The following is a 22,986-nucleotide window of genomic DNA, read 5'->3' as shown; positions in this document are numbered from 1 at the left end:
AAGAAGCCACTAGTGTACTCACCAGTGGCTAAAAATCAAGGGAAACTGGGACTAGGCTACGGCTTAGGGGGCGAGGGCGGCTTCGTCTTCTTTCGGTTTTTTCTCGCTGTCACCAATCAGGTTGGCACGGTTAACGCCCAGCCACATGGCAATCGGGCAGGCAACCAATACGGATGAGTAAATGCCGAACAGAATGCCAATGGTCAAGGCCAGTGAGAAGTTGTGCAAGGTTTCGCCACCAAAAAACAGCATGGAACAGACCATGGTTTGCGTCATGATATGGGTGATGATGGTGCGTGACATGGTACGCGTAATCGCATTGTCAATCACTTGCACTGCGCTAGCTTTACGCATTTTCTTGAAGTTTTCACGCACACGGTCAAAGACCACCACAGATTCGTTCACCGAATAACCCAGCACGGCAAGAATCGCGGCGAGCACCGTCAGGTTGAATTCCCACTGGAAGAACGCAAAGAAGCCCAAGATAATAATCACGTCGTGCATGTTGGCGATGATGGCAGCTACCGCAAAACGCCATTCAAAACGCAAGGCCAGGTAACCCATGATGCCTGCGCAGACCAGCAGCAAGGCCAGCGCCCCATTTTCATACAACTCTTCACCCACTTGTGAGCCGACAGACTCCACACGACGGATTTCAGCACCTGCATCCGCGCCTTTCAGGGCCGTCGAGATTTTTTCAGAGAGCTGGGCAATCGATAATTCTTTTTTGACGGGCAGGCGGATCAGCACATCCTGGCTAGAACCAAAGTTTTGCACCGTGACATCTTTCAAGCCAACCGCATCCATGACCTGGCGAATTTGCTCGATATTGGCAGCGGCCGGGTAATGTACTTCCATCACGGTCCCGCCGGTAAAGTCCACCCCATAATTGAGGCCGCGGTGAAACAGGAAGAAAATTGCCAGCACAAACGTGATCAGCGAGATTGAAGTGGTCAGACGCCCGTAACTCATGAACGGGATGTCTTTTTTAATTCTGAATAATTCCATAATGTGTTCTCTTAAATGCGTTTCTAGTCGTGGCAGGTCACGGATTAGCCGATCCGCAGGTGCTCAATCTTGCGGCGATAGCCATACAAGAGATTCACCAGTGCACGAGAAACCAGCACGGCACTAAACATAGAGGTCATAATGCCCAGCACGTGAACCACAGCAAAGCCTTTGATCGGGCCGGTCCCGAACATGAACAGTGCCAGACCTGCAATCAAGGTCGTCACGTTGGAGTCCAGAATCGTATCAAACGCGCGATCGTAACCGGCATGGATACTGGCTTGCGGCGTATTGCCGTTACGCAACTCTTCACGGATACGCTCGTTGATCAGTACGTTGGCGTCAATTGCCATCCCCAGAGCCAGTGCAATCGCGGCCAGGCCAGGCAGGGTGAGTGTGGCTTGCAACATGGAGAGTATGGCGACCAGCAATAGCAGGTTGACGCCCAAAGCCATCACCGAGACGCCCCCAAACACCATGTAGTACACAATCATCATGACCGCAATCGCGGCAAAGCCCCACAGGGTAGAGTGCACACCACGTTTGATGTTTTCTTCACCCATGCTTGGACCGACGGTACGCTCTTCAATGATTTCCATCGGTGCGGCCAATGCCCCGGCACGTAACAGCAATGAAATGTCTGTGGCTTCCTGTGCGTTGGCCATGCCGGAAATCTGTACGCGGCCACCGCCAATTTCTTCATTGATCACCGGCGCCGTAATGACTTCGGTGCTACCTTTTTCAATCAGCAAAATCGCCATGCGTTTGCCAACGTTTTCACGGGTGACATTTTTAAAGATTCCGGCACCACGGCCATCCAGCGTAACATTCACGACTGAAGCGCCATTTTGGCCATTCACGCCAGGCCCTGCATCGGTAATCCGGTCACCGGTCAGCACCACATTCTTTTTCACCAGTACGGGGCGACCTTCACGGTCAGTGAACATCTCATCGCCAAACGGCACCTGTCCGCTTTGCGCTTTTTGCAAGGTCGCCATGTCAGACTTCTCTTCGTCTACCATGCGGATTTCCAGGGTCGCGGTCCGGCCCAGGATTTCCTTCGCCTTGGCGGTATCTTGCACACCAGGCAATTGCACCACAATGCGGTCCATGCCTTGCTGTTGCACGATAGGCTCAGCCACACCCAGCTCGTTAATCCGGTTGTGCAGCGTTTGCAGGTTTTGCTTGAGGGCGAATTCCTGAATGCGTTTTTGCGCCATCACGCTCATGCTGGCTGTCAGGTTGAAGTCCTTGTCGCTGCCCGTAATTTTATAAGTCAGGTCAGAATAGTCCTTGGCCAGCAGGTTGCGAGCCTTGGTGGCTTCTGCTTCGGATTCAAATTTCACCACCACCACTTGGCCCTGGCGCTCAATGCCGAAATAATTGACTTTCTCTTTACGCAAGGCCATGCGGAAATCGCCCATGGTGCTTTCTGCGGCTTTATCCAGCGCGGCTTTCATGTCTACTTGCAGCAGAAAGTGCACGCCGCCACGCAAGTCCAGACCCAGATACATCGGCTTGGCGCCTATGCTTTGCAGCCAGTTTGGTGTTTGTGGCACCAGATTGAGCGCGACGGTATAGTCTTTACCCAGGTTGGCGACCAATTTGTCTTTTGCCAGCAGTTGCGTATCGGTATTGGCAAAACGTACCTTCACGCCGCTCGCATCCATAAACACGCCATCAAACGGAATATCCGCGAGCTTGAGCGTATCCTCCACTTTGCGCAGCAAGCCCTCATCCAGCTTGAGCGAAGTTTTGGCCGGACTGATTTGTACCGCAGGCGACTCCCCAAAAAAGTTGGGGATCGTGTACAGCAGCCCAATCACAATCACGGTGCCAATCAGCACGAATTTCCATAACGGATAACGGTTCATAACAAACTCTTGTTCAGAATGAAAGGCAAGCGCTTTGCGCTTGCACTAAATGGATAACAGTTAAATCGATTTTAAAGTGCCAGCAGGCAGCAAGGTCTGCACAGTGTGTTTCTGTACATGCACCACGGTATTGGCCGCGATTTCGATGCTGACAAAATTTTCACTGACTTTAGTCACTTTGCCGACAATCCCGCCGTTGGTCGCCACTTCATCGCCTGCCTTCAGTGTTTCGAGCATGGATTTATGCTGCTTGGCCTGCTTGACTTGTGGGCGGATCAGCATGAAATAAAACAACACAAAAATGACCACCATAGGCAAAAAGCTCATAAAGTCGGTGGCTGGCGCGCCAGCGGCATAGGCATTGCTGATAAACATAATACTTGTTCCTGAATGAATCTAATAAGTAACTCGCGATTCTAGCACAGGCAAGAGAAGAATAAATGGCGGGGTGTGATTCGAGGATGAAAGGGCGTTATTTGCTGAAATGCGTTTTATGAGCGTTGTCGTTCTGGCGGAGGCCGGAATCTAGACGAGGGTAATATTAGCTTGGTTATGATTGAAGCATGAGCGTTAGTAAAGGGAGTGACTGTTCGAGTCACGCAGCGGCTCACGCATTTTGTGAGCTGCGAGGTCGAGTTTCGTGACTGCTTGTTTTGGCGAGCAACGGAGGGGATAAGCGGAAGCTAGGGTGTCGTTTTCTTTGCCTTCTTTTTGATGGACAAGCATAAGAAAGAGCAGTCGCCTAAAGGCGAAGTAAATCGATCATCGATTAAGCTTATGCCTCAGTGTTTCATTCACCTCTACAAGCATGGAGTTGTTCTTAACGCTTCTCTGCCCGTTTCCGGGCAAATTCCGCCTTAAACGCCTCAAAGCGGTTTTCTTCGATCGCCGCCCGCATGCCTTGCATCAACACCTGGTAATAATGCAGGTTATGGATGGTGTTCAAACGCGCGCCAAGAATCTCGCCGATGCGGTGCAGATGATGCAAATAGGCACGGCTAAAGTGCTGACAGGTATAGCACTCACACTCATCATCCAGTGGGCGTGTATCCGTTTTGTAACTAGCGTTCTTGATCTTCACATCGCCGTATTGCGTGAACAGCCAGCCATTACGGGCGTTACGGGTGGGCATCACACAGTCAAACATATCAATGCCATAGCTGACGGCATCCACTAGGTCTTCAGGGGTGCCGACGCCCATCAGGTAGCGAGGTTTGTCTTTAGGCATTTGTGGCGCAGTATGTGCCAGGATGCGTAACATGTCTTCTTTGGGTTCGCCGACCGAGAGGCCGCCAATGGCATAGCCATCGAAGCCAATAGCTTCCAGGCCCTGGCGCGAAATATCGCGCAGGTCTTCGTACATGCCGCCCTGAATAATGCCGAAAAGTGCATTGCCGTTGGTGGGCAGATGCTCGGCACGCAGTTGTGCGACCTGTTCCTGGCCACCCTGCAGGGTCAGGGTATGCGCGATGGTGTGTGTCTGGTAGACATTAAATGCATCGCGACTGCGTTGTGCCCAGCGCAGGCTGAGCTCCATTGACTTGCGTGCCTGGTCGTGACTGGCCGGGTAGGGTGTGCACTCGTCAAAAATCATGACGATGTCACTGTTGAGTACGCGCTGGATGCGCATGGACTCTTCCGGCGTCAGAAAACAGCGGTCGCCGTTAATGGGGGACTGGAACTTGACACCTTCTTCGGTAATTTTGCGCAAGTCGCCCAGGCTCCACACCTGAAAACCGCCTGAGTCTGTGAGGATAGGCTTGTCCCAACCCATAAACTTGTGCAGACCATCATGCGCTGCAATCACTTCCAGGCCTGGCCGTAACCACAAATGAAAAGTATTGCCGAGCACAATATGGGCTTGAATCTCATTGAGCTCCTGTGGAGACATGGCTTTAACCGTGCCGTAGGTGCCCACAGGCATAAAGGCCGGCGTTTGTACTTCACCATGGGGCAGGCTGACGGTGCCGCGGCGAGCTAGGCCGTCGGTATTGTGTAAGGAAAACTGCATGAACGCGCGATAACTGGCTTAAATAAAGCGCTATTTTAGCACAGCCGGGATACTTGCTTCTTGCGGAGAAAACCCGCTTGCATGCAGGGGGCACGCTTGCATTTTTTGTGATTGCCCGCAACAATGCAGGTATTCTGCAATTCTGAAAAGTTCCTTATGGTTGAATCACAAAACCGCCAGTCTAGACGCGAACAACACACCACCTTGCGGCAGCGCGGGATTTACCTGCTACCCAACCTGTTTACCTCAGCTTCGCTATTTGGCGGTTTTTACGCGATCGTGCAGGCGATGAACCAGCACTTTGAGCAGTCAGCGATTGCGATTTTTATTGCCATGGTGATGGATGGCCTGGATGGCCGTGTGGCACGCATGACCAATACCCAAAGTGCCTTTGGCGCTGAATATGACAGCCTGGCAGACATGGTGTCGTTCGGGGTCGCCCCGGCGCTGATCATGTATGTGTGGGCCTTGCAGCCCATGAACAAGCTGGGCTGGATTGCGGCGTTTATTTATGCGGCCTGTGCCGCCTTGCGCCTGGCCCGGTTCAATACCAAGCTGGATGATCCCTTTCAGGACAAGCGCTACTTTCAGGGCTTGCCAAGTCCGGCCGCCGCAGCCTTGATTGCCGGCTTTGTCTGGGTGTCTTATGAATACAATATCGATGGCCGCGAGATTTTTTTTGGCGCCTTGCAGGTGAAATGGATTGCCTGGTTTATCACTATTTTTGCCGCAGGCTCTATGGTCTCTGATCTCAAGTTCTACAGCGGCAAGGATATCAACCTTAGACATTCGGTGCCGTTCGTAGCCATTTTGGCGGTGGTGATGGCCTTTGTGCTGATTTCATACAGCCCGCCAGAAGTGTTGTTTAGCGTGGTGTTCGTGTATGCCTTGTCTGGCTATTACATGTGGGCACGCGAGCGGCTGCAATCCAAAAATACTGCCTAGTGCAGAGTCTTCTCTAAAACGCGCTTGGCTAAGCGCGTTTTTTATTTGACGCTTGCGGTGTGGGCGCGGTTATAGTCATTTAAAGGACAAGCGGGTAAAATCCGGCTGTCAGATTAGGAATATTCATGGAACAAATTATTATTTTTGATACCACGTTGCGTGACGGAGAACAAAGCCCCGGCGCGGCGATGACTAAAGAAGAAAAAATCCGCATTGCCCGCCAGTTGGAGAAATTGGGCGTGGATGTGATTGAAGCCGGGTTTGCTGCGGCCAGCCCCGGTGATTTTGACGCGATTTCCGAGATCGCGAAAGTGATTAAAACCTCTACCGTTTGCTCCTTGGCACGAGCCAGTGAAAACGATGTGCGCCGTGCCGGCGAGGCGATCAAGCATGCCGTCCGTGGCCGTATTCATACCTTTATTGCCACCAGCAAAATCCATATGGAAAACAAGCTGCGCATGACGGAAGACCAGGTGGTTGAGCGTGCTGTGCAAGCCGTCAAATGGGCGCGTGAGTATACTGAGGATGTCGAGTTTTCTGCGGAAGATGCGGTACGCTCAGAGATTGATTTTCTGGTGCGCGTGTTTGAGGCCGTGATTGAAGCAGGCGCCAAAACCATTAACGTCCCGGATACGGTGGGTTACAGCCTGCCGGCGGTGTGGGGCGAGCGCTTTGCCACCTTGATCCAACGCGTCAAGGGTGCGGATAAAGTGGTCTGGTCTACCCATTGCCATAACGACCTCGGCATGGCGGTCGCCAACTCGCTGTCAGCAGTCATGAATGGTGCACGTCAGGTCGAGTGCACAATCAACGGCCTGGGCGAACGCGCCGGGAATGCCAGTCTAGAAGAAGTCGTCATGGCAATTAAAACCCGTAGCGATATTTTTAACCTGAACACGCGCATTGATACCACGCAAATCGTGCCGTCGTCCAAGTTGGTGTCAACCATCACCGGCTATCCTGTGCAGCCGAATAAAGCCATTGTCGGTGCCAACGCGTTTGCGCATGAGTCTGGCATCCATCAGGATGGCGTGCTCAAGCATCGCGAGACCTATGAAATCATGCGTGCTGAAGACGTGGGCTGGGGTGCAAATAAATTGACGCTGGGCAAACTGTCTGGTCGCAATGCGTTTAGAACCCGGTTGAAAGAGTTGGGCATTGAGCTCGAAAGTGAAGACGCGCTCAATGCGGCGTTTGCGCGCTTTAAAGAGCTGGCTGACAAAAAATCGGAAATCTTTGACGAGGATTTGCACGCGTTGGTCAGTGATGAAGTGGTGCAGGAAAGCCGTGAAATGTTCAAGCTGAGCTACTTGCAAGTGGCCTCGCAAACCGGCGAGATCCCGCACGCGATTTTGACCCTGAGTGTGGATGGTAGCGAGCAGCGTACCGAAGCCAATGGTGGTGGTCCGGTTGATGCGACCTTCAAGGCGATTGAAAACGTGGTGCAAAGTGATTCCGAGTTGCTGCTGTATTCCGTCAACAACATCACCAGTGGTACCGATGCGCAAGGGGAGGTGACCGTGCGTTTATCCAAGGGTGGGCGCATCGTGAATGGTCAGGGCGCCGATACCGATATTGTCGTCGCCTCCGCTAAAGCTTATCTGAATGGCCTCAACAAGCTGTATGCAAAAGCAGAAAAATTGAACCCGCAAGTGTAAGCAGGCTCTGAACCAACGCTTGTTGCCTGCGGGTGGCAAGCGTTTTCTTTTTTAACCATGACAAACAGGAAAGGCAAGCCGCAATGACACAAAAAAATCATTGGTTGCTGGTGATCATTGCGCTGTCTTGCACCTATCTTATCTGGGGCTCCACTTATCTCGCGATTAAGTATGCGATTGAGAGTTTTCCACCCTTTGTGATGGTGGGGCTGCGTTTTACCATTGCGGGAAGCCTGTTGTATGTCACTTTGCGCTTGCTTGGGCATGCGGCCCCCACACGGTTGCAGTGGCGTGGTGCGGCTTTGGTCGGCCTGCTGTTGCCCGTGCTCGGCAATGGGACGGTGTCACAGGTGCAACTGCATGTCTCCTCCAGCGTTGCGGCCTTGGCGATTGCGACTGCGCCCATCTGGATGGCGATTTTCTCCAGCCTGTGGGGGCACAAAATCAGCCGCCGCGAATGGTTGGGCATTGCGATTGGTCTGATTGGGATTTTGTTGCTGAATACCCGTGGCAGCCTGCAAGGCGACTGGGTCAGTGCCTGCTTGCTGATGTTTGCAGCCGCATGCTGGTCATTGGGATCGGTCTGGGGCAAACATTTGTCTATGCCTTCCGGGCTCATGGGTGCCGCTAGCCAGATGTTGTGTGGCGGGATCATTGCGTTTTTATTCAGTATCGCCTTTGGCGAGCATATGCCTGCGCAGGTGTCGCCCCGGGCATGGGGGGGCCTGGGCTTTATGATCGTGCCTGGGTCTATTATTGCTTTTTCTGCCTACCATTGGTTATTACATCATGTGCGTCCCCTGGTCGCCAGTAGCAACACCTTTGTCAATCCGGTGGTCGCCTTTGTCGTCGGCGTCTGGTTTGCCGACGAACAGATATACCTCATGGAATATATTTCGCTGGCCGTGATTCTGGTCGGCGTCTTTTTAGTGCTGACGGCAACCAAAGAAGCCGTGCCCGATGAACAGATTGTTTAATGTTGATTAAAGAAATGAAGCGTGATGAAACAAAACCTGGCCTTATTTGACTTGGACAACACCCTGCTGGCAGGGGATAGCGACTATAACTGGAGCGTGTTTTTGATTAGTGAAGGCCTGCTGGATGGCGCACAACACAAGGCGCGCAACGAGCAGTTTTACGAAGACTATAAAAACGGCTGTCTGGATATTTATGCTTTTCTCAAGTTCCAGTTGCAGCCTTTGTCGCAACATCCCAAAGCGTTTCTGGATGAGCTGCACAAAAAATATATGACCAACGTCATCCGCCCGATGATGACGCAAAAAGCACAAAACCTGGTCAACCAGCACAAAGCCAACGGTGATTTGTGCATGATCATTACCGCGACTAACAGTTTTGTCACCAAGCCGATTGCCACCGCATACGGCATCGAGCATCTTATTGGCACCGATCCTGAAATGGTGGATGGGCAATATACTGGTGGCGTCAGTGGCACGCCCAGCTTTCAGCAAGGCAAGGTGACGCGTCTGAACGAGTGGCTGGCTGCACGTGGTCAGCGCTTGGCCGATTTTGAGAAAAGCTATTTTTACAGTGATTCACACAACGATTTGCCACTCATGAAACTGGTGACCAATCCGGTCGCTGTGGATGCGGACCCTACGCTTACCGCCTACGCGCAAGACCAAGGCTGGCCTATCATCAGTCTGCGAAACTAAGTAAGAGCCGTGTATGCTGGCAGGCGCTTAATAGTTAGCGCCCCAGCACCACGTGTAACACAAAACGGCTACCTATATACGCCAGCAGCAGTAACACAAAGCCCACCAGCGTCCAGCGCGTGGCGACTTTGCCCCGCCAGCCATATTTAAAGCGCCCAAACAGCAGCCAGGCGTAGATCATCCATGAAGCAATCGAAAACACGGTTTTGTGGTTGAACTGCAAGGGTTTGCCAAAAATTTCTTCGCTGAACAACATACCGCTGATCAAGGTAATCGTCAGCAAGACAAAACCCACGTGCAACACTTTAAACAGCAGCGCATCCAGCACCAGTAACGGTGGAAAGCCTTGCAGCGCCAGCCAGCTGTTTTTTTGGTGCAAGGCGCGCTCGGCCATGCGCATCAGGCACGCATGCAGCGCCGCAAAGGTAAACAGGCTGTAAGCCAGTATGGCGATCAGGATATGCAGGTTAAACAGGGTGAAGCCGTGGGTATCCACATAATAGTCTGTCACCGCAAAGCCTGGCATCAGCACGCAAAGCGCGGCAGGCGGCAAGACGAAGGCCTGCAAGCTGTGTAATGAATGTTTTAAATCGGCCACCCAGTAAATCAACACCGTCAGCCATAAAATCGCCGACAGCGCGTAATACACCCCCAAATTGACTGAGCCGATAGCAAACATATCCCGGTAGAGCAGGCCGCCATGCATGACCAGCCCCAGCGCCACCATCGCGCCGTGCAGTTGAAACGGAAAAGCATTTTCATCGACCGGTTTGCCCTGTTTGGCAATGCGCCAGTAATCGAGCGCCACCGCCATATAGACAAACGCGACAATCAGGTAAGGGAGCAGGTGTTGAGTCATGCTTGGCATTATGGCAAAACTCATTGCATTCGCCTAGGGTTACTGCCGCGCAAACGCCGGATGCATGCGCTTTATTGCAAGGGTTGCCCCACCATGATGTAAAATCACTTTATACAAACTTCATGAATGATGAAAGAAAGGCCTTCCATGCTGGAAAACCTGACCGGCCGTTTGCAGGGCGTGATTAAAAACCTGCGCGGCCAAGCCCGATTGACTGAAGACAATATTGCTGATGCCATGCGCGAAGTCCGCATGGCCCTGCTGGAGGCCGACGTGGCCCTGCCAGTAGTTAAAGACTTTATTGCCCGCGTGAAAGAGCGTGCTAATGGCCGCGACGTATTGCAAAGCCTCACCCCCGGCCAGGCCGTGATTGAGGTGGTAAATGAAGAACTCACCGAGCTCATGGGTAAAGCCAACGTCGGCCTTAACCTGGCCGCTGTGCCGCCTGTGGTGATTTTGATGGCAGGTTTGCAGGGGGCAGGTAAAACCACCACCTCAGGCAAGCTGGCCAAGCTGCTCAAAGAGCAAAAGAAGAAAGTCCTGCTGGCCAGCGCCGACGTTTACCGCCCTGCGGCGATTACCCAGCTGCAAACGCTGGCCAAACAGCTCGAGATCGACTGCTTTGATTCCAACCCACAGCAAGAGCCGCTGGACATTGCTGCGCAGGTCATGGATCAAGCCAAAAAGAATTACTACGATGTGGTGATTTTTGATACGGCCGGTCGTTTAGCCATTGATGAAGCCATGATGGCCGAAATCAAAGACCTGCATGCCTACCTCAAGCCCACTGAGACCTTGTTTGTGGTCGACGCCATGCAAGGCCAGGATGCCGTCAACACCGCCAAAGCGTTTGGCGAAACACTGCCACTCACCGGTGTCATCGTCACCAAGCTGGACGGCGATGCACGCGGCGGTGCTGCGCTCTCGGTGCGTCACGTCACCGGCAAGCCGATCAAGTTTATCGGTGTGAGTGAAAAAGTGGATGGCCTGGAGCCATTCCATCCAGACCGCATGGCGGGCCGTATCTTGGGCATGGGCGACGTCTTAAGCCTGATTGAAGAAGCGCATAAAAAGGTCGACATGGCCGAGGCGCAAAAAGTCGCCGACAAAATCAAGTCTGGCGCCAAGTTTGACCTCGAAGACTTTAAAGCGCAAATGCTGCAAATGCGCAAAATGGGCGGCATGGCCTCACTCATGGACAAAATGCCCAGCCAGATTTCCGGCATGGCGCAAAAAATCAACACCGACGACGTGGATAAATCCATGCGCCGCATCGAAGGCATCATTAATAGCATGACGCCAGAAGAGCGCCGCAAACCCGAGCTGATAAAAGCCACGCGCAAAAAACGGATCGCCGCCGGTAGCGGTGTGCAAGTGCAAGACGTCAACCGCTTGCTCAATCAATTTGAAGAAACGCAAAAGATGATGAAGATGTTCAGCAAAGGCGGCATGGCCAAGCTGATGCGGGGCATGGGCGGCATGATGGGCGGAAAATTCCCCGGAATGTAAAGCAAAAAATCGGGATGAATAAAAAAATAAACTTTTTATACAAAAAAAGCCAAAACAGCATTGACCAAATTTAATTCATCCCCCATAATCGCGTTCTTTCAAATTTGACGCAAAACAAAGCGGCAGACAAGAAACAGATGGGGTGTTAGCTCAGCTGGTAGAGCAGCGGACTTTTAATCCGTTTGTCGTGGGTTCGATCCCCGCACACCCTACCAAAATACAAAAGACGGCTCGCAGAAATGTGAGCCGTTTTTCTTTTCTCGATACTAAACAGCGGTTCAGTTTTCAGCATTTCGCAAATTTCAAAAAAAGTAGTGGAGTTCAAGGTTCTCAGAATTCCGCCGTTTCAGTAATTTTAGTCGGTGGTCCTGTTCAGCTTTACCCGAAGCTCATCCAATTGCTTTCCTAAAAACTACATATAGTCGTATGTCTTGAGCTATAGGCAGACAAGCAAACAGTGGCTGACTGATACGACGGTAATCTCAGTTGAGATAGGTGGCAATTATGTTGACCAGTCCTCAGGACAGAATGGGCTTAAAGTTTGCGATTAAGATTTTGAAGATATTTCTTAATGATTACATCGATATTTCGAAAAATAACAAAAAGATAAAATAATCCAAACAGCAGAATTAACAAAGAAATTACCAAAAGGTTTGCATTAATAAGGGCCCCGATAGCCGATGTGTATTCATTCAATAAGTAAAAATTATCTGATCTTGATGGCCTACCTAGAGTTGGCCCCAAATTGTTCGACAATACGCTAAACAAAATACCGGCTATTGGTAGCAATACCGTTTTGAATATCACGCGATATAGCATATCTATGTTGATACCCTGTTGTCCTACTCTTAAAGTAAACAATGAGAATGTCATTAGCAGCCAAGGAATGGGAAGTATCCAACTGTATAGGCACTGTAAATAGATGAATTTTTCAACATGAAAGCCAAATAGGCTGTGAAGATTGTCAATCCAAGGGAAAGCGCTCACTGTCCTACTGACTAGTTGCTTTGCTTCAGGAGAGTCTTGCAAAATAGTACTTGGTACCATAAATACACCCCACAGCAGTAGGCCGATGAGTGTTAAAACGCAGGCAATATCAAGATGTTTTCTTTTGCTTGGTTCTCCAAACCAATCCATGATTGCTTCAAGTTTAAGCAGTGATTTAGGAATTTGATGTTTTGATATTTTTACCATTTCAATAATTTAAAAATGGTATGTTATCGAATTATGAATGCAGAATTAAAGTCTGACTTCCCCCACGTCCAAAAAAGAACTTACCCGCAACTTCCACCCCTGCCCATAATCGCTGGTGTTGAGCCATAGCCAAGCAATCAGGGGCTGGCTGATACGACGGTAATCCCGGCGGCAATCGATGGCCGTTATGTTGGCTTGGTGTGATGGTTGAGATTTGTCCAGTTTATGGATGTCTACTCTTTGTTGATTTCTTTCCTATTATGTTAGTCTGCGTTTCATACTGAGTTTAGTAATGAACTTGGGTGTATTGAATCAAACAGATTCAGCAACAAATTTACCCCAGCTGATCTTTCATAAAGCAGTCGCTGTTTGTGCTAAGCAAAATAAAAACAAGGATGCTGCTATCTTGTTTGCATTAGCTGGCGTCTATGGTCGTTTTGATACCCTGCGCGTTAGTGATAAATCTGCACATCAAGCTGTTACAGTACTGAAAATGCAAATGTTTAGTAGCTTAACTCCAGAACAGCAAAATGCTTTTCGAGAGGAAGCCACCAAAACTCTTTCCAATCCTAATGAGATAGCTTCTAAGTGCAAAGCCATCAAGCATGTCGGCCCTCCTAGGTACAGTCCTATCTATATGATTCAACATGGGATGGCAGCATTTACAGGAGGTAAATCTGGAAACGGCTTAGTCAAAGATTTTGATCCTCAAGCAGCTTGGCAACAATCACTTGATGGATACCTTCATTGTCCAAGTTGAAAACGTATCTTTTTTGCTCATTAGCAGGGGAATCAGTAATTAATTACGTGAAAATCTTAACGGTCATTGGCGAGCGTTGGCGGTTAAATATCAATAATAATCAAATATTTAACGAAACTTTTAATCCGTTTGTCGTGGGTTCGATCCCCGCACACCCTACCAAAATATAAAAGACGGCTCGCAGAAATGTGAGCCGTTTTTCTTTTCAGCATACCGAAATATTTAATGAGAGCGCCGGACTCATAATCCGTTGATGCTGTGTTCGACTCACAGAAGCGCCACCATTTCTAGAGAGGCTCAAGGTTAACGCCTTGGGTCTTTTTTGTTTTCTAGGCTGGTTTCACAATCTTTTCACTTTGATATTTCATTATTTCAAATAAATTCTAAAGTTCAATAAGAAGTAATAAGGAAGAAATGTGCTTGACCAAGTTAAAAATTTTTCTATCTTTGTAGCATTTGCAGTAGTCAGTTCATCGGTGAGTGCAGGTAATTACAGCATCAAAGATTTGGGACTTATAAATAATCCACTACTACATAACGTTGATTTCTTAGTGAGTGATATCAATGACAACGGTGTGATATCGGGTACGGCTGTTGTTTCACAAGGCAATTCTTTTTTTCGAATAGCAACAGTTGTTGATTCGAAAGGTATTACAACGCTTTCGGGTATGGATGGTTCCACTTATGCGGGTGGTATAAACTCATCAAACCAAGTAGCCGTAACGTATGACAGGCAAGGGTTTTACCTTGTACCGACAGTTTGGGCTTCAAGTACAACTAATACCATCACAATTTTGAATGAGCCTTTTGCAACTGGGGTTGCAATTAATGATCAAGGAAGTGTTGCTGGTTCAGTGGATATTTCCGGTAAGCAAACGGCAGCGGTCTGGAAAAATAATCAGTTAAATATTCTTGGTTCCTTATATGGTGATACGTCACAGTCTGCTTCAATTAATAATCAAGATTGGGTCGTTGGTCACTCATTTAGATATGATGGTGGAAATGCATCTCACGCAACACTCTGGCGAGATGGCGAAATGATTGATTTAGGAACGCTTGGTGGACGTTATAGCTATGCAAATAGCATTAACGATTTAGGTGATATCGTTGGATATTCTCAATATAGTTTGCATGATTACCTTGCCAACGCGACTCTTTGGAGTAATGGTCAAACGGTTGATTTAGGCAGCCTTGCCAATGCAGGCAGTAAAGCACTTGATATTAATAATCATGGATTAGTTGTTGGTAGTAGTTATCTCGACCAGAATTCAAATGACACTGCTGCAGTCTTATGGGAAAACGGCGTTTTAAAAGATATCAATACATTAGTTTCACCAGGCTCAAATTGGTATCTAAGCTCAGCAATCGCAGTTAATAACTCTGGCCAAATAGTGGGCGAAGGATTCTACAATGGAGAAAAAAGAATTTTTATGTTGAGTATGGTTCCTGAGCCTGTAAACAATGGAATGTTGCTAGCTGGCTTAGGTTTAATTGGTTTAGTTCGATTGCGGAAGAAGCTAAACGCGTAATTCGTTTGCCGTGGATTCGTCTCCCGCACACCCTCCAAAATATAAAAGACGGCTTGCAGAAATGTGAGCCGTTTTTATTTTCTCTATGCCGACCGGCGACCAAGAATCTCAGATTTCAGTTTTTTAGCATTACCCGATTTTTGAGATTTTCGGGCTGGTCGCCCTCAAGTCGCCCCAAATCCTGCCAATAGTCGCGCGCCTTGAGCTTTAGGCAGGCAATCAAGGGCTGTCTGATACGGAGTTTTGGCAATAATCGTGGACCGTTCGTTGGCGTGGCATGGGAGTCGAGGTTTGTTTGGGTTTCTAGTCATTTTTAATAAAGAAGACATAAATTTGTAGTAGCTTGGAGACCAATATTTAATAACTAAAACTATATGGAAAAAGAATTTTCTATAAGCATTAAGTGGATAGTTATTGTACTGAGCACTTCATTAGTAGCTTGCGAGTCAAAGCCACCTCCTCCCCAAGAGTCTGTTATGGCCCAATATGGATGTCTGCCAGAACTAGAGGCAAATGACCAGACTGATAAGAGGCTGGTAGACAGTGGGATTTTAAAGTTATTTTTGAGAGAGAATCCTGAATATCATGTATCGACCCTCAAGGACATTTCAGATCATCCAGATATTTTTCGCTGGTGTTTGCATAGTCAACAAGAGCAAAAGTTTCAGCAGAAATTCAAAGAAGAATTCTTTAGACCGATGGTATCTGCGGATACTAACCAGGATGGTTATTTAGATTTCATAGTTGTTTTGGTAAGCAACGCTAAATTTAGTGTAGTGGTTTTTAATGGACTCGAGAATGAGCAACACTCGAAGCCATATTGGTTAATTCAAAATGACCCAGAAATTATTTTTGGAGTTGAAGTCAACGAGAGTGAGTTCATTATGCCTATGTATTGTACTGGATGTGATTCAAATCCAGTGTTCCATTGGGAAGGTGACGACTACGATCTCTATGGGCATATAAAAGACGAATCAGTTTGTTTAGCAGAACACACTCAGGCATATATTAAACCCGATCCGAGCTCAGATATTGTGTGGAGTGCTGAACGCGATCAAATGGTAGTGATTACAGATATAGGACCCAGAAATAATAACGAATATCGTTGGTATCAAATCAGCCTCCAGGATGAGCTTGAAGCCATTGGATATGTCCAAAGTAATGGATTTCAAGATGAGCCGGGTTCCTGTCCGTTATAAAGAGGTCAGTCGCAGTTAGTCTCAGAAAAGGCTTAAGACGAGTTTTTCTTTAAATCAAGTTTATTATTACAGTAAGGGCATTTAGTGTTTATGCTAAATCCCGCCTATTTAAAATTTTTCTTTAAATAAAACCCTCTTGTTCAGAGCAAAAATCCTTAATAAAATATTGGTCAATTAAGTAAATGTTTTTGACGTTTTTTGCATCATGTCTATCAGTAGTTTGTACAACAATTCATCTGACGTAAACCGTCGTTTGTGGCGCAAAAAGTCTCAGTTAATTGATAGTACTGGACGCGCCTATACTGCAGTTACCCACGATATTTCCATGAGCGGCATGAGCCTGTTTGCGGATAAGTATTACAAGCCCGGGCAGGTGTGTGATGTGGAGATTCCGGTGGCGGCTGAGTCTGGCTTGCGCAAATACAGGTTTAACTGCCGGGTGGTTTTTTCATCCTTGTGCGGGATGCGGGGATTCAGGACTAATTTGGAGTTTCTGGATGTGCCGTCAGAAAATAAACACTTGATTCAGTCAGTGATGTCCAGATAAGCCGTGTGGGCGGTTGGTCGCCACGAGAGATACAAAGACCCAGGGTGTGTGCCTTGGGTCTTTTTGTTTTTGGCTCACTGCTTTTTGCTCAGGGTGCACTTTTTCCAGGTGTAGGCGCCGCAGGTCATCAAGTAGAGGATGGCGGAGAAGATGTTGAGGACAGGCACCATGCTCCTGAAGGTGAGGAAGAAGGCTTTGCCCAGGGCGTGCCTGGGGGTGTTGAATTCGCAGTTTCTGAATTCAATCAGCGAGCCGATGGCGGAGATAATGAGTGGTACCAAATAGAATGCCGAGAATACTTTAAAGTCCATTGTGTGCCCCCGAGTTGTTTTTATGATTATAAATATATCTGGTTTAATGCGGTTTGGGGATGATTCCCGCGCTTGAGGTCTAGTGGTGACATGTGTTGCATGCAGGGGATGGGCTGGTTATTTTTAAACGCTTGTATTAGCATCTTTGCTGGGGTAATTGTTGGTCTGGTGATGTTTGTATTTTGCGCCATACCCCTGTCTTAAACTTGTCTGGTCGTGTTGATGTCTGGCCGGTCTGTATCACTGATTCATCTGTATCAATCAATTTGTCGGATGTTTATCTGTGTAATTGGCGAATTGATTTTAGTCACTTCCCTTAAATTAATGTGCGGGGGCTTAAGCTGGACATCCATGACTGCACAAAAAAACATATTCGCAGGGCAGGGCGCGCTTATCAGACTGATATGGCTGATAGGCTTGTGTGTTCTATTGTGTTGCCTATATTTGGCGACGGGCGATGATTTTTCTGCCGAGGCAGGCGCTGTGAGTTTGCTTCTGGTAATCGGCCTGGTGGTGTGGAGTGTGGGCGGCTGGTTGGCCTGGCGCCAGCAAGTACTCTTCAAGCGACGTGTAGAGGCACAGCAGGCTGAAGCCAACGCGCAGCATAGGCAGCTGAATCAGCTCTACATGGCTTTAAGCCAGTGTAATCAGTTAATTATTCAAAGCCAGAATCAACAGGCGCTGTTCGACCAAGTTTGTCGCATTATTGTACATCTGGGCCACGCGAATCTGGTCTGGGTCGGTGAGCTGGATCATGATACCAAGCAGGTTCGGATGGCGAGTGCTTATGGTTCAGGGCTTGAATATCTCGATCAGCTGACCATTACGGCAGATCCTTCACAGGTCAGTGGCAGAGGACCTTGTGGGTTGGCGATTGTGTCAGACCACCCTTACTGGGTACAGCATTTCCAAACGCATCCGGTCACTGTGCCCTGGCATGACAAAGCCAAGGAGTTCAATTGGCAGTCAGCCGCTTTTTTACCGTTGCATACAGAAGGCCGGGTGATAGGTTGCCTGGCATTGTATGCCCAGCAGCCGCAGGCGTTTCATGAAAACATCCAGCATTTGCTCAAGGACATGGCGGCCAATATTGATTTTGCGCTGGACCGCTTTGCGGTAGAGGCGCAGCGCACGGCTTTTAGGCGGGATTTGCAGATCAGTGAGCAGCGCGCGCAGCTTGTGCTTGAAAACGCGCTGGATGCGATTGTGAATATTGATCAGGCCGGGCGGATTGTAGAGTGGAATCGGGCGGCCAGCCAACTGTTTGGCTATGCGCGGGCTGATGTCATGGGACGCGATCTGGGCGAGGTCATTGTCCCTTCCGCTTACAGGGAGGCGCATCATCAGGGCATGCTGCGCTTGCAGCAAACCGGCCAATCTACACTACTGGGCAAGTTGATTGAGATCACGGCGATCCGGCGCGATGGTCAGGAGTTTCCAATCGAGCTGACGATTGTTGAAATCGAGCGCGACGATGATCGTTATTACAGCGCGTTTATCCGCGACATTACCACGCGAAAACAGGCTGAGGAACGCATTCGATTTCTGGCTAATTATGACGCCTTGACCGGGCTGCCGAATCGCAACCTGCTCACCGAGCGCGTGATGGCTGAAATCGAAAAAGCCTGGGATCAGGATGGGCAGTTTGCGTTGATGTTTCTCGACCTGGACCACTTTAAGGACGTGAATGATAGTCTGGGCCATCGCTACGGAGATAATCTGCTGGTGGCACTGACCAAGCGCTTTCAGGCCATGGTGCGCCCGCAAGATACGATTTGCCGCCTGGGCGGTGACGAGTTTGTCTTTCTGCTGACTGAGGCCGATCAGGCGATGGCCAAGGACATGGTCGAGCGCCTGCTCAAGGTGGTTGAGTTGCCTGTGATTATTGACCAGTATGAGTTAACGATCACGGCCTCGATTGGTGTGGCGATTTATCCTGATGACGGGCTGGATATGGAAAGCCTGCAACGCAATGCGGATGTTGCCATGTACCGTGCCAAGCAGGAGAGTCGTAACAGTTTCCGTTTTTTTAGTAATCATATGCAATTGCAAACGGCGCGCAATTTGCAATTGGTGAATGGCCTGCGTCACGCCATTGCCTTGGGGCAATTGGCAGTGTATTACCAGCCACAAATTGCACTGGAGAATGGGCAGTTGGTTGGCGTGGAGGCATTGTTGCGATGGCAGCATCCACAGTTGGGCTTTATCTCGCCTGCAGAGTTTATTCCACTGGCGGAGTCTAACGGGCTGATTATTGCCATTGGTAGCTGGGTACTGGAACAGGCGACGCAGCAAATTAAGCGTTGGCAGCAGTTGGGATTAGACAAGATGACGGTCTCGGTCAATCTCTCCAGCATTCAGTTCCGTGATCCAAAATTACCTGCGCTGGTGAAAAGCACGCTTGAGCGCTATGACGTGGCACCAGATTGTCTGGAGCTTGAACTGACCGAAGGTGTAGCCCTCGAGAACCCCATGGGGGCGGTGACCATGATGGATGCGCTCAACGCGCTAGGCGTACGGCTGTCGATTGACGACTTCGGGACTGGCTATTCGTCTTTAAGTTATCTCAAAAAATTCAAGGTCTATAAGCTCAAGGTCGATCAGTCTTTTGTGCGCGACCTCACCACCGATGATGAAGACAAGGCCATTGTCATTGCCATCATTCAACTGGCGCGCAGCCTGGGCCTGAAAACCATTGCCGAAGGGGTGGAAACGCCTGAACAACAAGCCTTTTTGCAGGCGCAAGGCTGTGATGAAATGCAAGGCTACCTGTTAAGCAAACCCATGCAAGTCGAGGATGCCACCGCATTCTTGCTGGCCTACCCGCACCATCACTAATCGCTAATCGCACGATCTCTGGCCCTTATTTACCACCGCTATCACGCCTGCTGTCATTTTGGTTGACTTTATAAATGATAATCATTATCATTTAATTTCAATCAGCTAAAGGAGGCTTGTGATGAAACGTCAAACTGTTGTGGGTAAAACCATGCTGGCCGGCAACACCGCATGCAAAGTACTTTATCACCAGTCATCAGACATGGTGGAGCTCGAAGTGGGCGGAACTACGCTCAAGTTTGAAGCAGACAGCTTTATTGTGATTAATGAAATGTTGCGCAAGGCGGCGGCACGGATTGTGATGCAGACCGAGATTGCGATGACGGTTTAGAGAGGAGAACACACCATGCAAACCATGACTATGCCTGCCATGCGGTATGACCCCAGCTTGCCCGATGCCGAGTCTGTGATGGCCTCGCTGCTATATGTGGCGACGTTATATATCAAAAAACCCACCTATGACCTGGCCAAACAGGCGTTGCGGCTGGCTGAAACATTGGCTGCGCCAGAATACGCGGATTCCGACCTGATTTGTCACGTGTCGCGCCGCATGTGCGTGCACTGGACCCTGCTAGTCAATGAACATGAGCAGGCCAGCCCTGCACTGGCGACCAGCTAAGCGCGCGCTTTTGGTGCTGCTGGATGAATTCTGATCGACGAATGGTAGAAAGAAAACATGATGTGTAAAAGAATATTATTGTCCGGCCAAAGCGGGTTTCGCGTGCACTATTGTGAAACCCACCGTACGGTTGAACTGGAAATAGGTGCCATGAGTTTGCGGCTTGATGAAGACGCGCTGGCGGTGATGAGTGATGCGCTCTCTGAGTCACTCAGTAAACTACAGGCGTTACAAGCGTCTCAAGGATCATTTCGCGCCTTTATGCGCCAGCTCAATATGCCTGACTAGGCGGTTATCCCTGGCGGCAATAAAAAAGCTGTGATGAATGTCATCACAGCTTTTTTGTTTGGGCGAGGGGCCGGTGTGCGCTTAGCCTGGGATTTTGGCAGAAACGTTTTTAGTCAAATTGCTCAATGTTTTGTTGAGCCCATCAAAGTCATCATTAGACAGGCCGGTATCGCAGGCCACGCGCTTTTGCACGGTTGACAGTTTGCTACGCAAGGCTTGACCTTCTTCAGTCAGGCTGACAATCACTACGCGCTCATCATCTTTCTGGCGGGTACGCTTGGTCAGTTTTTTGACTTCCAGTCGTTTGACCACAGGCGTAATCGTGGCAGGCTCCAGTAATAGCTTCTCTGCAATTTCTTTAATTGAGAGCTGTTTGTATTGCCACAAGGCGACCAGAACCAGATATTGCGGATAAGTCAGATTTAACTTATCAAGGTCAGGCTTATAAGACCGCAATAAGGCATGAGTAGCGGAATACAACGAAAAACATAATTGATTTTCTAAGTATAAATTTGGCATAGTTAAAATTATATTGTCATTAATATGTATAAAGACAATTACAGCACCATTTATCGAGGGTGTCCATAGTTGTCGTGTAGGAGTATGTAACTAATGTTACATAATAATCGTTAAATCTTATCGTAGTGAGCTTACAGCAGCCTTGCAATGCGTCTCAATTGAAACCCGCTAAAACACTCTTTCTGGGCTAAAATAAAGGCCATGAAATTTCTTATGTTGCATTTGTGATCGTTTGTCTGCCTGATGTTGCCCTCTGTCACTTTTCTTGACCTCGAAACCACCGGGGCCACACCACTCAAAGACCGGATTACCGAAATTGCGCTGGTACGCTTTGACCACGGCGTTGAAACGGCACGTTGGCAAACACTGGTCAACCCGCAACAGCCTATCCCGCCGTTTATTCAATCGCTGACAGGCATCAATGACGGCATGGTGGCAGAGGCGCCAACGTTTGCCGAGGTCGCAGACACCTTGCTTGCTTTTCTCGAGGGCACGGTGTTGGCGGCACACAATGTACGCTTTGATCATGGGTTCTTAAAGACCGAATTCAAGCGCATTGGCATCACCTTGCGGCAAAAAGTATTGTGTACGGTCAAGCTGTCACGATTGCTTTATCCGCAACATTATAGTCATGGCATAGATGCGATTGTGGCACGCCACCAGATCACTGGCCTGGCCAGACACCGCGCCATGGGCGATGTGGAGGCGATACTGGTCATGCTCAACGATGCGCGTCGAGAGCTTGGCGAAGAGGCCGTGAAAGCTGCCGCGCTTAAACTCATGTCAGCCCCAACCCTGCCACCGCATATTGATGCCAGCCTGGTCGGCGAGTTGCCTGAGGCGCCGGGTGTCTACCTGTTTTATGGCGAGAATGACTTGCCCCTGTATATCGGTAAAAGTGTCAATCTGCGCGCACGCGTGCTGTCGCATTTTAGCAGCGATCATGCCTCCACCAAGGAGATGCGCATGACGCAGGAGATGAAGCGTTTTGAATGGATCGCGACCGCCGGTGAGTTCAGTGCCTTGTTGCTGGAGTCGCGCCTGGTCAAGGAGCGGCAGCCCATTTATAACCGTCAGCTTCGCCGAGAACGCTCTTTATGCAGTTGGCAGATTGATCCGGCCGCGCAACCTTTAGTCAGGCTGGTGCATGAGGATGAGATTGATCCTAGCCAGATGTCCCATTTGTTTGGCACCTTTAGAAGCAAGCGCCAGGCTGTAGAAACCTTGCGCAAGATTGCTGAGCTCAGTCATTTATGTGTCAAGGCCCTGGGGCTGGAGCCCGGCCGCAGCGGGCCTTGTTTTGCCTTTCAGCTCAGGCGCTGCAAAGGTGTATGCTGCGGACAGGAGTCTCCTGAAATGCATGCTCTGCGCGTACAACAGGCGCTCATGGCACACAAGCTGAAAGTCTGGCCCTATCGTGGCAAGATTGGCATTGAGGAATATGACCTGGAGCATGATCTGCGTCAGATTCATGTGTTTGAGCACTGGGTCTATCTGGGCGTGGCAGAAGACGATGAAAGTTTAAATGCCTTGCGTGCGCAAACCACAGCGCTCAAGTTTGATCTGGATAGTTACAAACTGCTACTGAAAATGCTGGCGCATAAAAAGACCCGCGTACTCGATTTGGCTGACTAAGCAGAGGGTG

At 49.3% G+C, this 22,986-nt stretch carries 22 protein-coding genes and 1 tRNA gene; 15 read left to right on the top strand and 8 right to left on the bottom strand.

Annotated elements, in window-relative coordinates:
• Window positions 1–63: 63 nt before the first annotated feature.
• From secF to AACH41_RS11500, 4 genes are all read right to left on the bottom strand, one after another.
• Window positions 64–1,008, bottom strand: a complete 945-nt coding sequence (gene secF / locus AACH41_RS11515) for a protein translocase subunit SecF (RefSeq protein ID WP_194748615.1) — start codon at window positions 1,006–1,008, stop codon at window positions 64–66.
• A gap of 44 nt (window positions 1,009–1,052) precedes the next feature.
• Window positions 1,053–2,882, bottom strand: a complete 1,830-nt coding sequence (gene secD, locus AACH41_RS11510; RefSeq protein ID WP_194748614.1) for a protein translocase subunit SecD — start codon at window positions 2,880–2,882, stop codon at window positions 1,053–1,055.
• Between the two features lie 60 nt (window positions 2,883–2,942).
• Entirely contained in the window at window positions 2,943–3,257 is a 315-nt protein-coding gene (gene yajC / locus AACH41_RS11505; protein WP_194748613.1) for a preprotein translocase subunit YajC, read from the bottom strand.
• Between the two features lie 445 nt (window positions 3,258–3,702).
• Window positions 3,703–4,893 carry a tRNA guanosine(34) transglycosylase Tgt gene (locus AACH41_RS11500; protein WP_338655228.1) on the bottom strand — a complete coding sequence of 397 codons (1,191 nt, stop codon included), beginning with the start codon at window positions 4,891–4,893 and terminating at the stop codon, window positions 3,703–3,705.
• 156 nt (window positions 4,894–5,049) lie between these two features.
• Here AACH41_RS11500 and pssA point away from each other — a divergent pair, with 156 nt between their 5' ends.
• From pssA to AACH41_RS11480, 4 genes are all read left to right on the top strand, one after another.
• Window positions 5,050–5,838: a CDP-diacylglycerol--serine O-phosphatidyltransferase gene (gene pssA, locus AACH41_RS11495; RefSeq protein ID WP_275356274.1), complete on the top strand. Its 789-nt coding sequence runs from the start codon at window positions 5,050–5,052 to the stop codon at window positions 5,836–5,838.
• A 125-nt stretch (window positions 5,839–5,963) separates the two neighbouring features.
• Window positions 5,964–7,496 carry a 2-isopropylmalate synthase gene (locus AACH41_RS11490; RefSeq protein WP_194748610.1) on the top strand — a complete coding sequence of 511 codons (1,533 nt, stop codon included), beginning with the start codon at window positions 5,964–5,966 and terminating at the stop codon, window positions 7,494–7,496.
• An 83-nt stretch (window positions 7,497–7,579) separates the two neighbouring features.
• A complete protein-coding gene (gene yedA, locus AACH41_RS11485; protein ID WP_338655220.1) occupies window positions 7,580–8,473 on the top strand; it encodes a drug/metabolite exporter YedA in 894 nt (297 codons plus the stop codon).
• Between the two features lie 24 nt (window positions 8,474–8,497).
• Window positions 8,498–9,169 (top strand): HAD family hydrolase, encoded by a 672-nt coding sequence (locus AACH41_RS11480; protein WP_338655218.1) that lies wholly within the window; start codon window positions 8,498–8,500, stop codon window positions 9,167–9,169.
• 34 nt (window positions 9,170–9,203) lie between these two features.
• On the opposite strand, the gene ccsA is transcribed toward AACH41_RS11480, so the two are convergent.
• Window positions 9,204–10,037, bottom strand: coding sequence for a cytochrome c biogenesis protein CcsA (gene ccsA, locus AACH41_RS11475; RefSeq protein ID WP_313985825.1), 834 nt, complete (start codon window positions 10,035–10,037; stop codon window positions 9,204–9,206).
• Between the two features lie 138 nt (window positions 10,038–10,175).
• Here ccsA and ffh point away from each other — a divergent pair, with 138 nt between their 5' ends.
• Window positions 10,176–11,537, top strand: a complete 1,362-nt coding sequence (gene ffh / locus AACH41_RS11470; protein WP_338657603.1) for a signal recognition particle protein — start codon at window positions 10,176–10,178, stop codon at window positions 11,535–11,537.
• A gap of 139 nt (window positions 11,538–11,676) precedes the next feature.
• Window positions 11,677–11,752 (top strand) — tRNA-Lys (locus tag AACH41_RS11465).
• 319 nt (window positions 11,753–12,071) lie between these two features.
• Here AACH41_RS11465 and AACH41_RS11460 read toward each other — a convergent pair.
• A complete protein-coding gene (locus AACH41_RS11460) occupies window positions 12,072–12,731 on the bottom strand; it encodes a hypothetical protein (protein WP_338655216.1) in 660 nt (219 codons plus the stop codon).
• A 292-nt stretch (window positions 12,732–13,023) separates the two neighbouring features.
• Between AACH41_RS11460 and AACH41_RS11455 the strand changes: the two genes are divergently transcribed.
• The 4 genes from AACH41_RS11455 to AACH41_RS11440 all read left to right on the top strand — a co-directional run bounded on the left by AACH41_RS11455 (window position 13,024) and on the right by AACH41_RS11440 (window position 16,766).
• Entirely contained in the window at window positions 13,024–13,491 is a 468-nt protein-coding gene (locus AACH41_RS11455; protein ID WP_338655214.1) for a hypothetical protein, read from the top strand.
• Window positions 13,492–13,907: 416 nt separating this feature from the next.
• Window positions 13,908–15,020: a hypothetical protein gene (locus AACH41_RS11450; protein WP_338655212.1), complete on the top strand. Its 1,113-nt coding sequence runs from the start codon at window positions 13,908–13,910 to the stop codon at window positions 15,018–15,020.
• Between the two features lie 374 nt (window positions 15,021–15,394).
• Entirely contained in the window at window positions 15,395–16,219 is an 825-nt protein-coding gene (locus AACH41_RS11445; RefSeq protein WP_338655210.1) for a hypothetical protein, read from the top strand.
• A 205-nt stretch (window positions 16,220–16,424) separates the two neighbouring features.
• Complete coding sequence (locus AACH41_RS11440) at window positions 16,425–16,766, top strand: PilZ domain-containing protein (protein WP_194748605.1); 342 nt, start codon at window positions 16,425–16,427, stop codon at window positions 16,764–16,766.
• Window positions 16,767–16,840: 74 nt separating this feature from the next.
• Here AACH41_RS11440 and AACH41_RS11435 read toward each other — a convergent pair whose 3' ends face one another.
• Window positions 16,841–17,077, bottom strand: coding sequence for a hypothetical protein (locus tag AACH41_RS11435; protein WP_313987427.1), 237 nt, complete (start codon window positions 17,075–17,077; stop codon window positions 16,841–16,843).
• Window positions 17,078–17,560: 483 nt separating this feature from the next.
• Here AACH41_RS11435 and AACH41_RS11430 point away from each other — a divergent pair, with 483 nt between their 5' ends.
• From AACH41_RS11430 to AACH41_RS11415, 4 genes are all read left to right on the top strand, one after another.
• Window positions 17,561–19,915, top strand: a complete 2,355-nt coding sequence (locus AACH41_RS11430; RefSeq protein WP_338655205.1) for an EAL domain-containing protein — start codon at window positions 17,561–17,563, stop codon at window positions 19,913–19,915.
• A 121-nt stretch (window positions 19,916–20,036) separates the two neighbouring features.
• Window positions 20,037–20,246, top strand: a complete 210-nt coding sequence (locus AACH41_RS11425; protein ID WP_194748602.1) for a hypothetical protein — start codon at window positions 20,037–20,039, stop codon at window positions 20,244–20,246.
• Window positions 20,247–20,261: 15 nt separating this feature from the next.
• A complete protein-coding gene (locus AACH41_RS11420) occupies window positions 20,262–20,534 on the top strand; it encodes a hypothetical protein (RefSeq protein WP_275356208.1) in 273 nt (90 codons plus the stop codon).
• A 57-nt stretch (window positions 20,535–20,591) separates the two neighbouring features.
• Window positions 20,592–20,822: a hypothetical protein gene (locus tag AACH41_RS11415; RefSeq protein ID WP_338655202.1), complete on the top strand. Its 231-nt coding sequence runs from the start codon at window positions 20,592–20,594 to the stop codon at window positions 20,820–20,822.
• Window positions 20,823–20,903: 81 nt separating this feature from the next.
• Here the strand turns inward: AACH41_RS11415 and AACH41_RS11410 are convergent, their stop codons facing one another.
• Entirely contained in the window at window positions 20,904–21,278 is a 375-nt protein-coding gene (locus AACH41_RS11410) for a MarR family transcriptional regulator (protein ID WP_228518828.1), read from the bottom strand.
• A 306-nt stretch (window positions 21,279–21,584) separates the two neighbouring features.
• On the opposite strand from AACH41_RS11410, the gene AACH41_RS11405 reads away from it, so the two are divergent.
• Window positions 21,585–22,976 carry an exonuclease domain-containing protein gene (locus AACH41_RS11405; protein WP_338655201.1) on the top strand — a complete coding sequence of 464 codons (1,392 nt, stop codon included), beginning with the start codon at window positions 21,585–21,587 and terminating at the stop codon, window positions 22,974–22,976.
• Window positions 22,977–22,986: the final 10 nt, after the last annotated feature.

The organism is Methylophilus sp. DW102 (assembly GCF_037076555.1).
Classification (GTDB): Bacteria; Pseudomonadota; Gammaproteobacteria; order Burkholderiales; family Methylophilaceae; genus Methylophilus; species Methylophilus glucosoxydans.
This window is presented reverse-complemented; position numbering and strand designations above follow the sequence as displayed.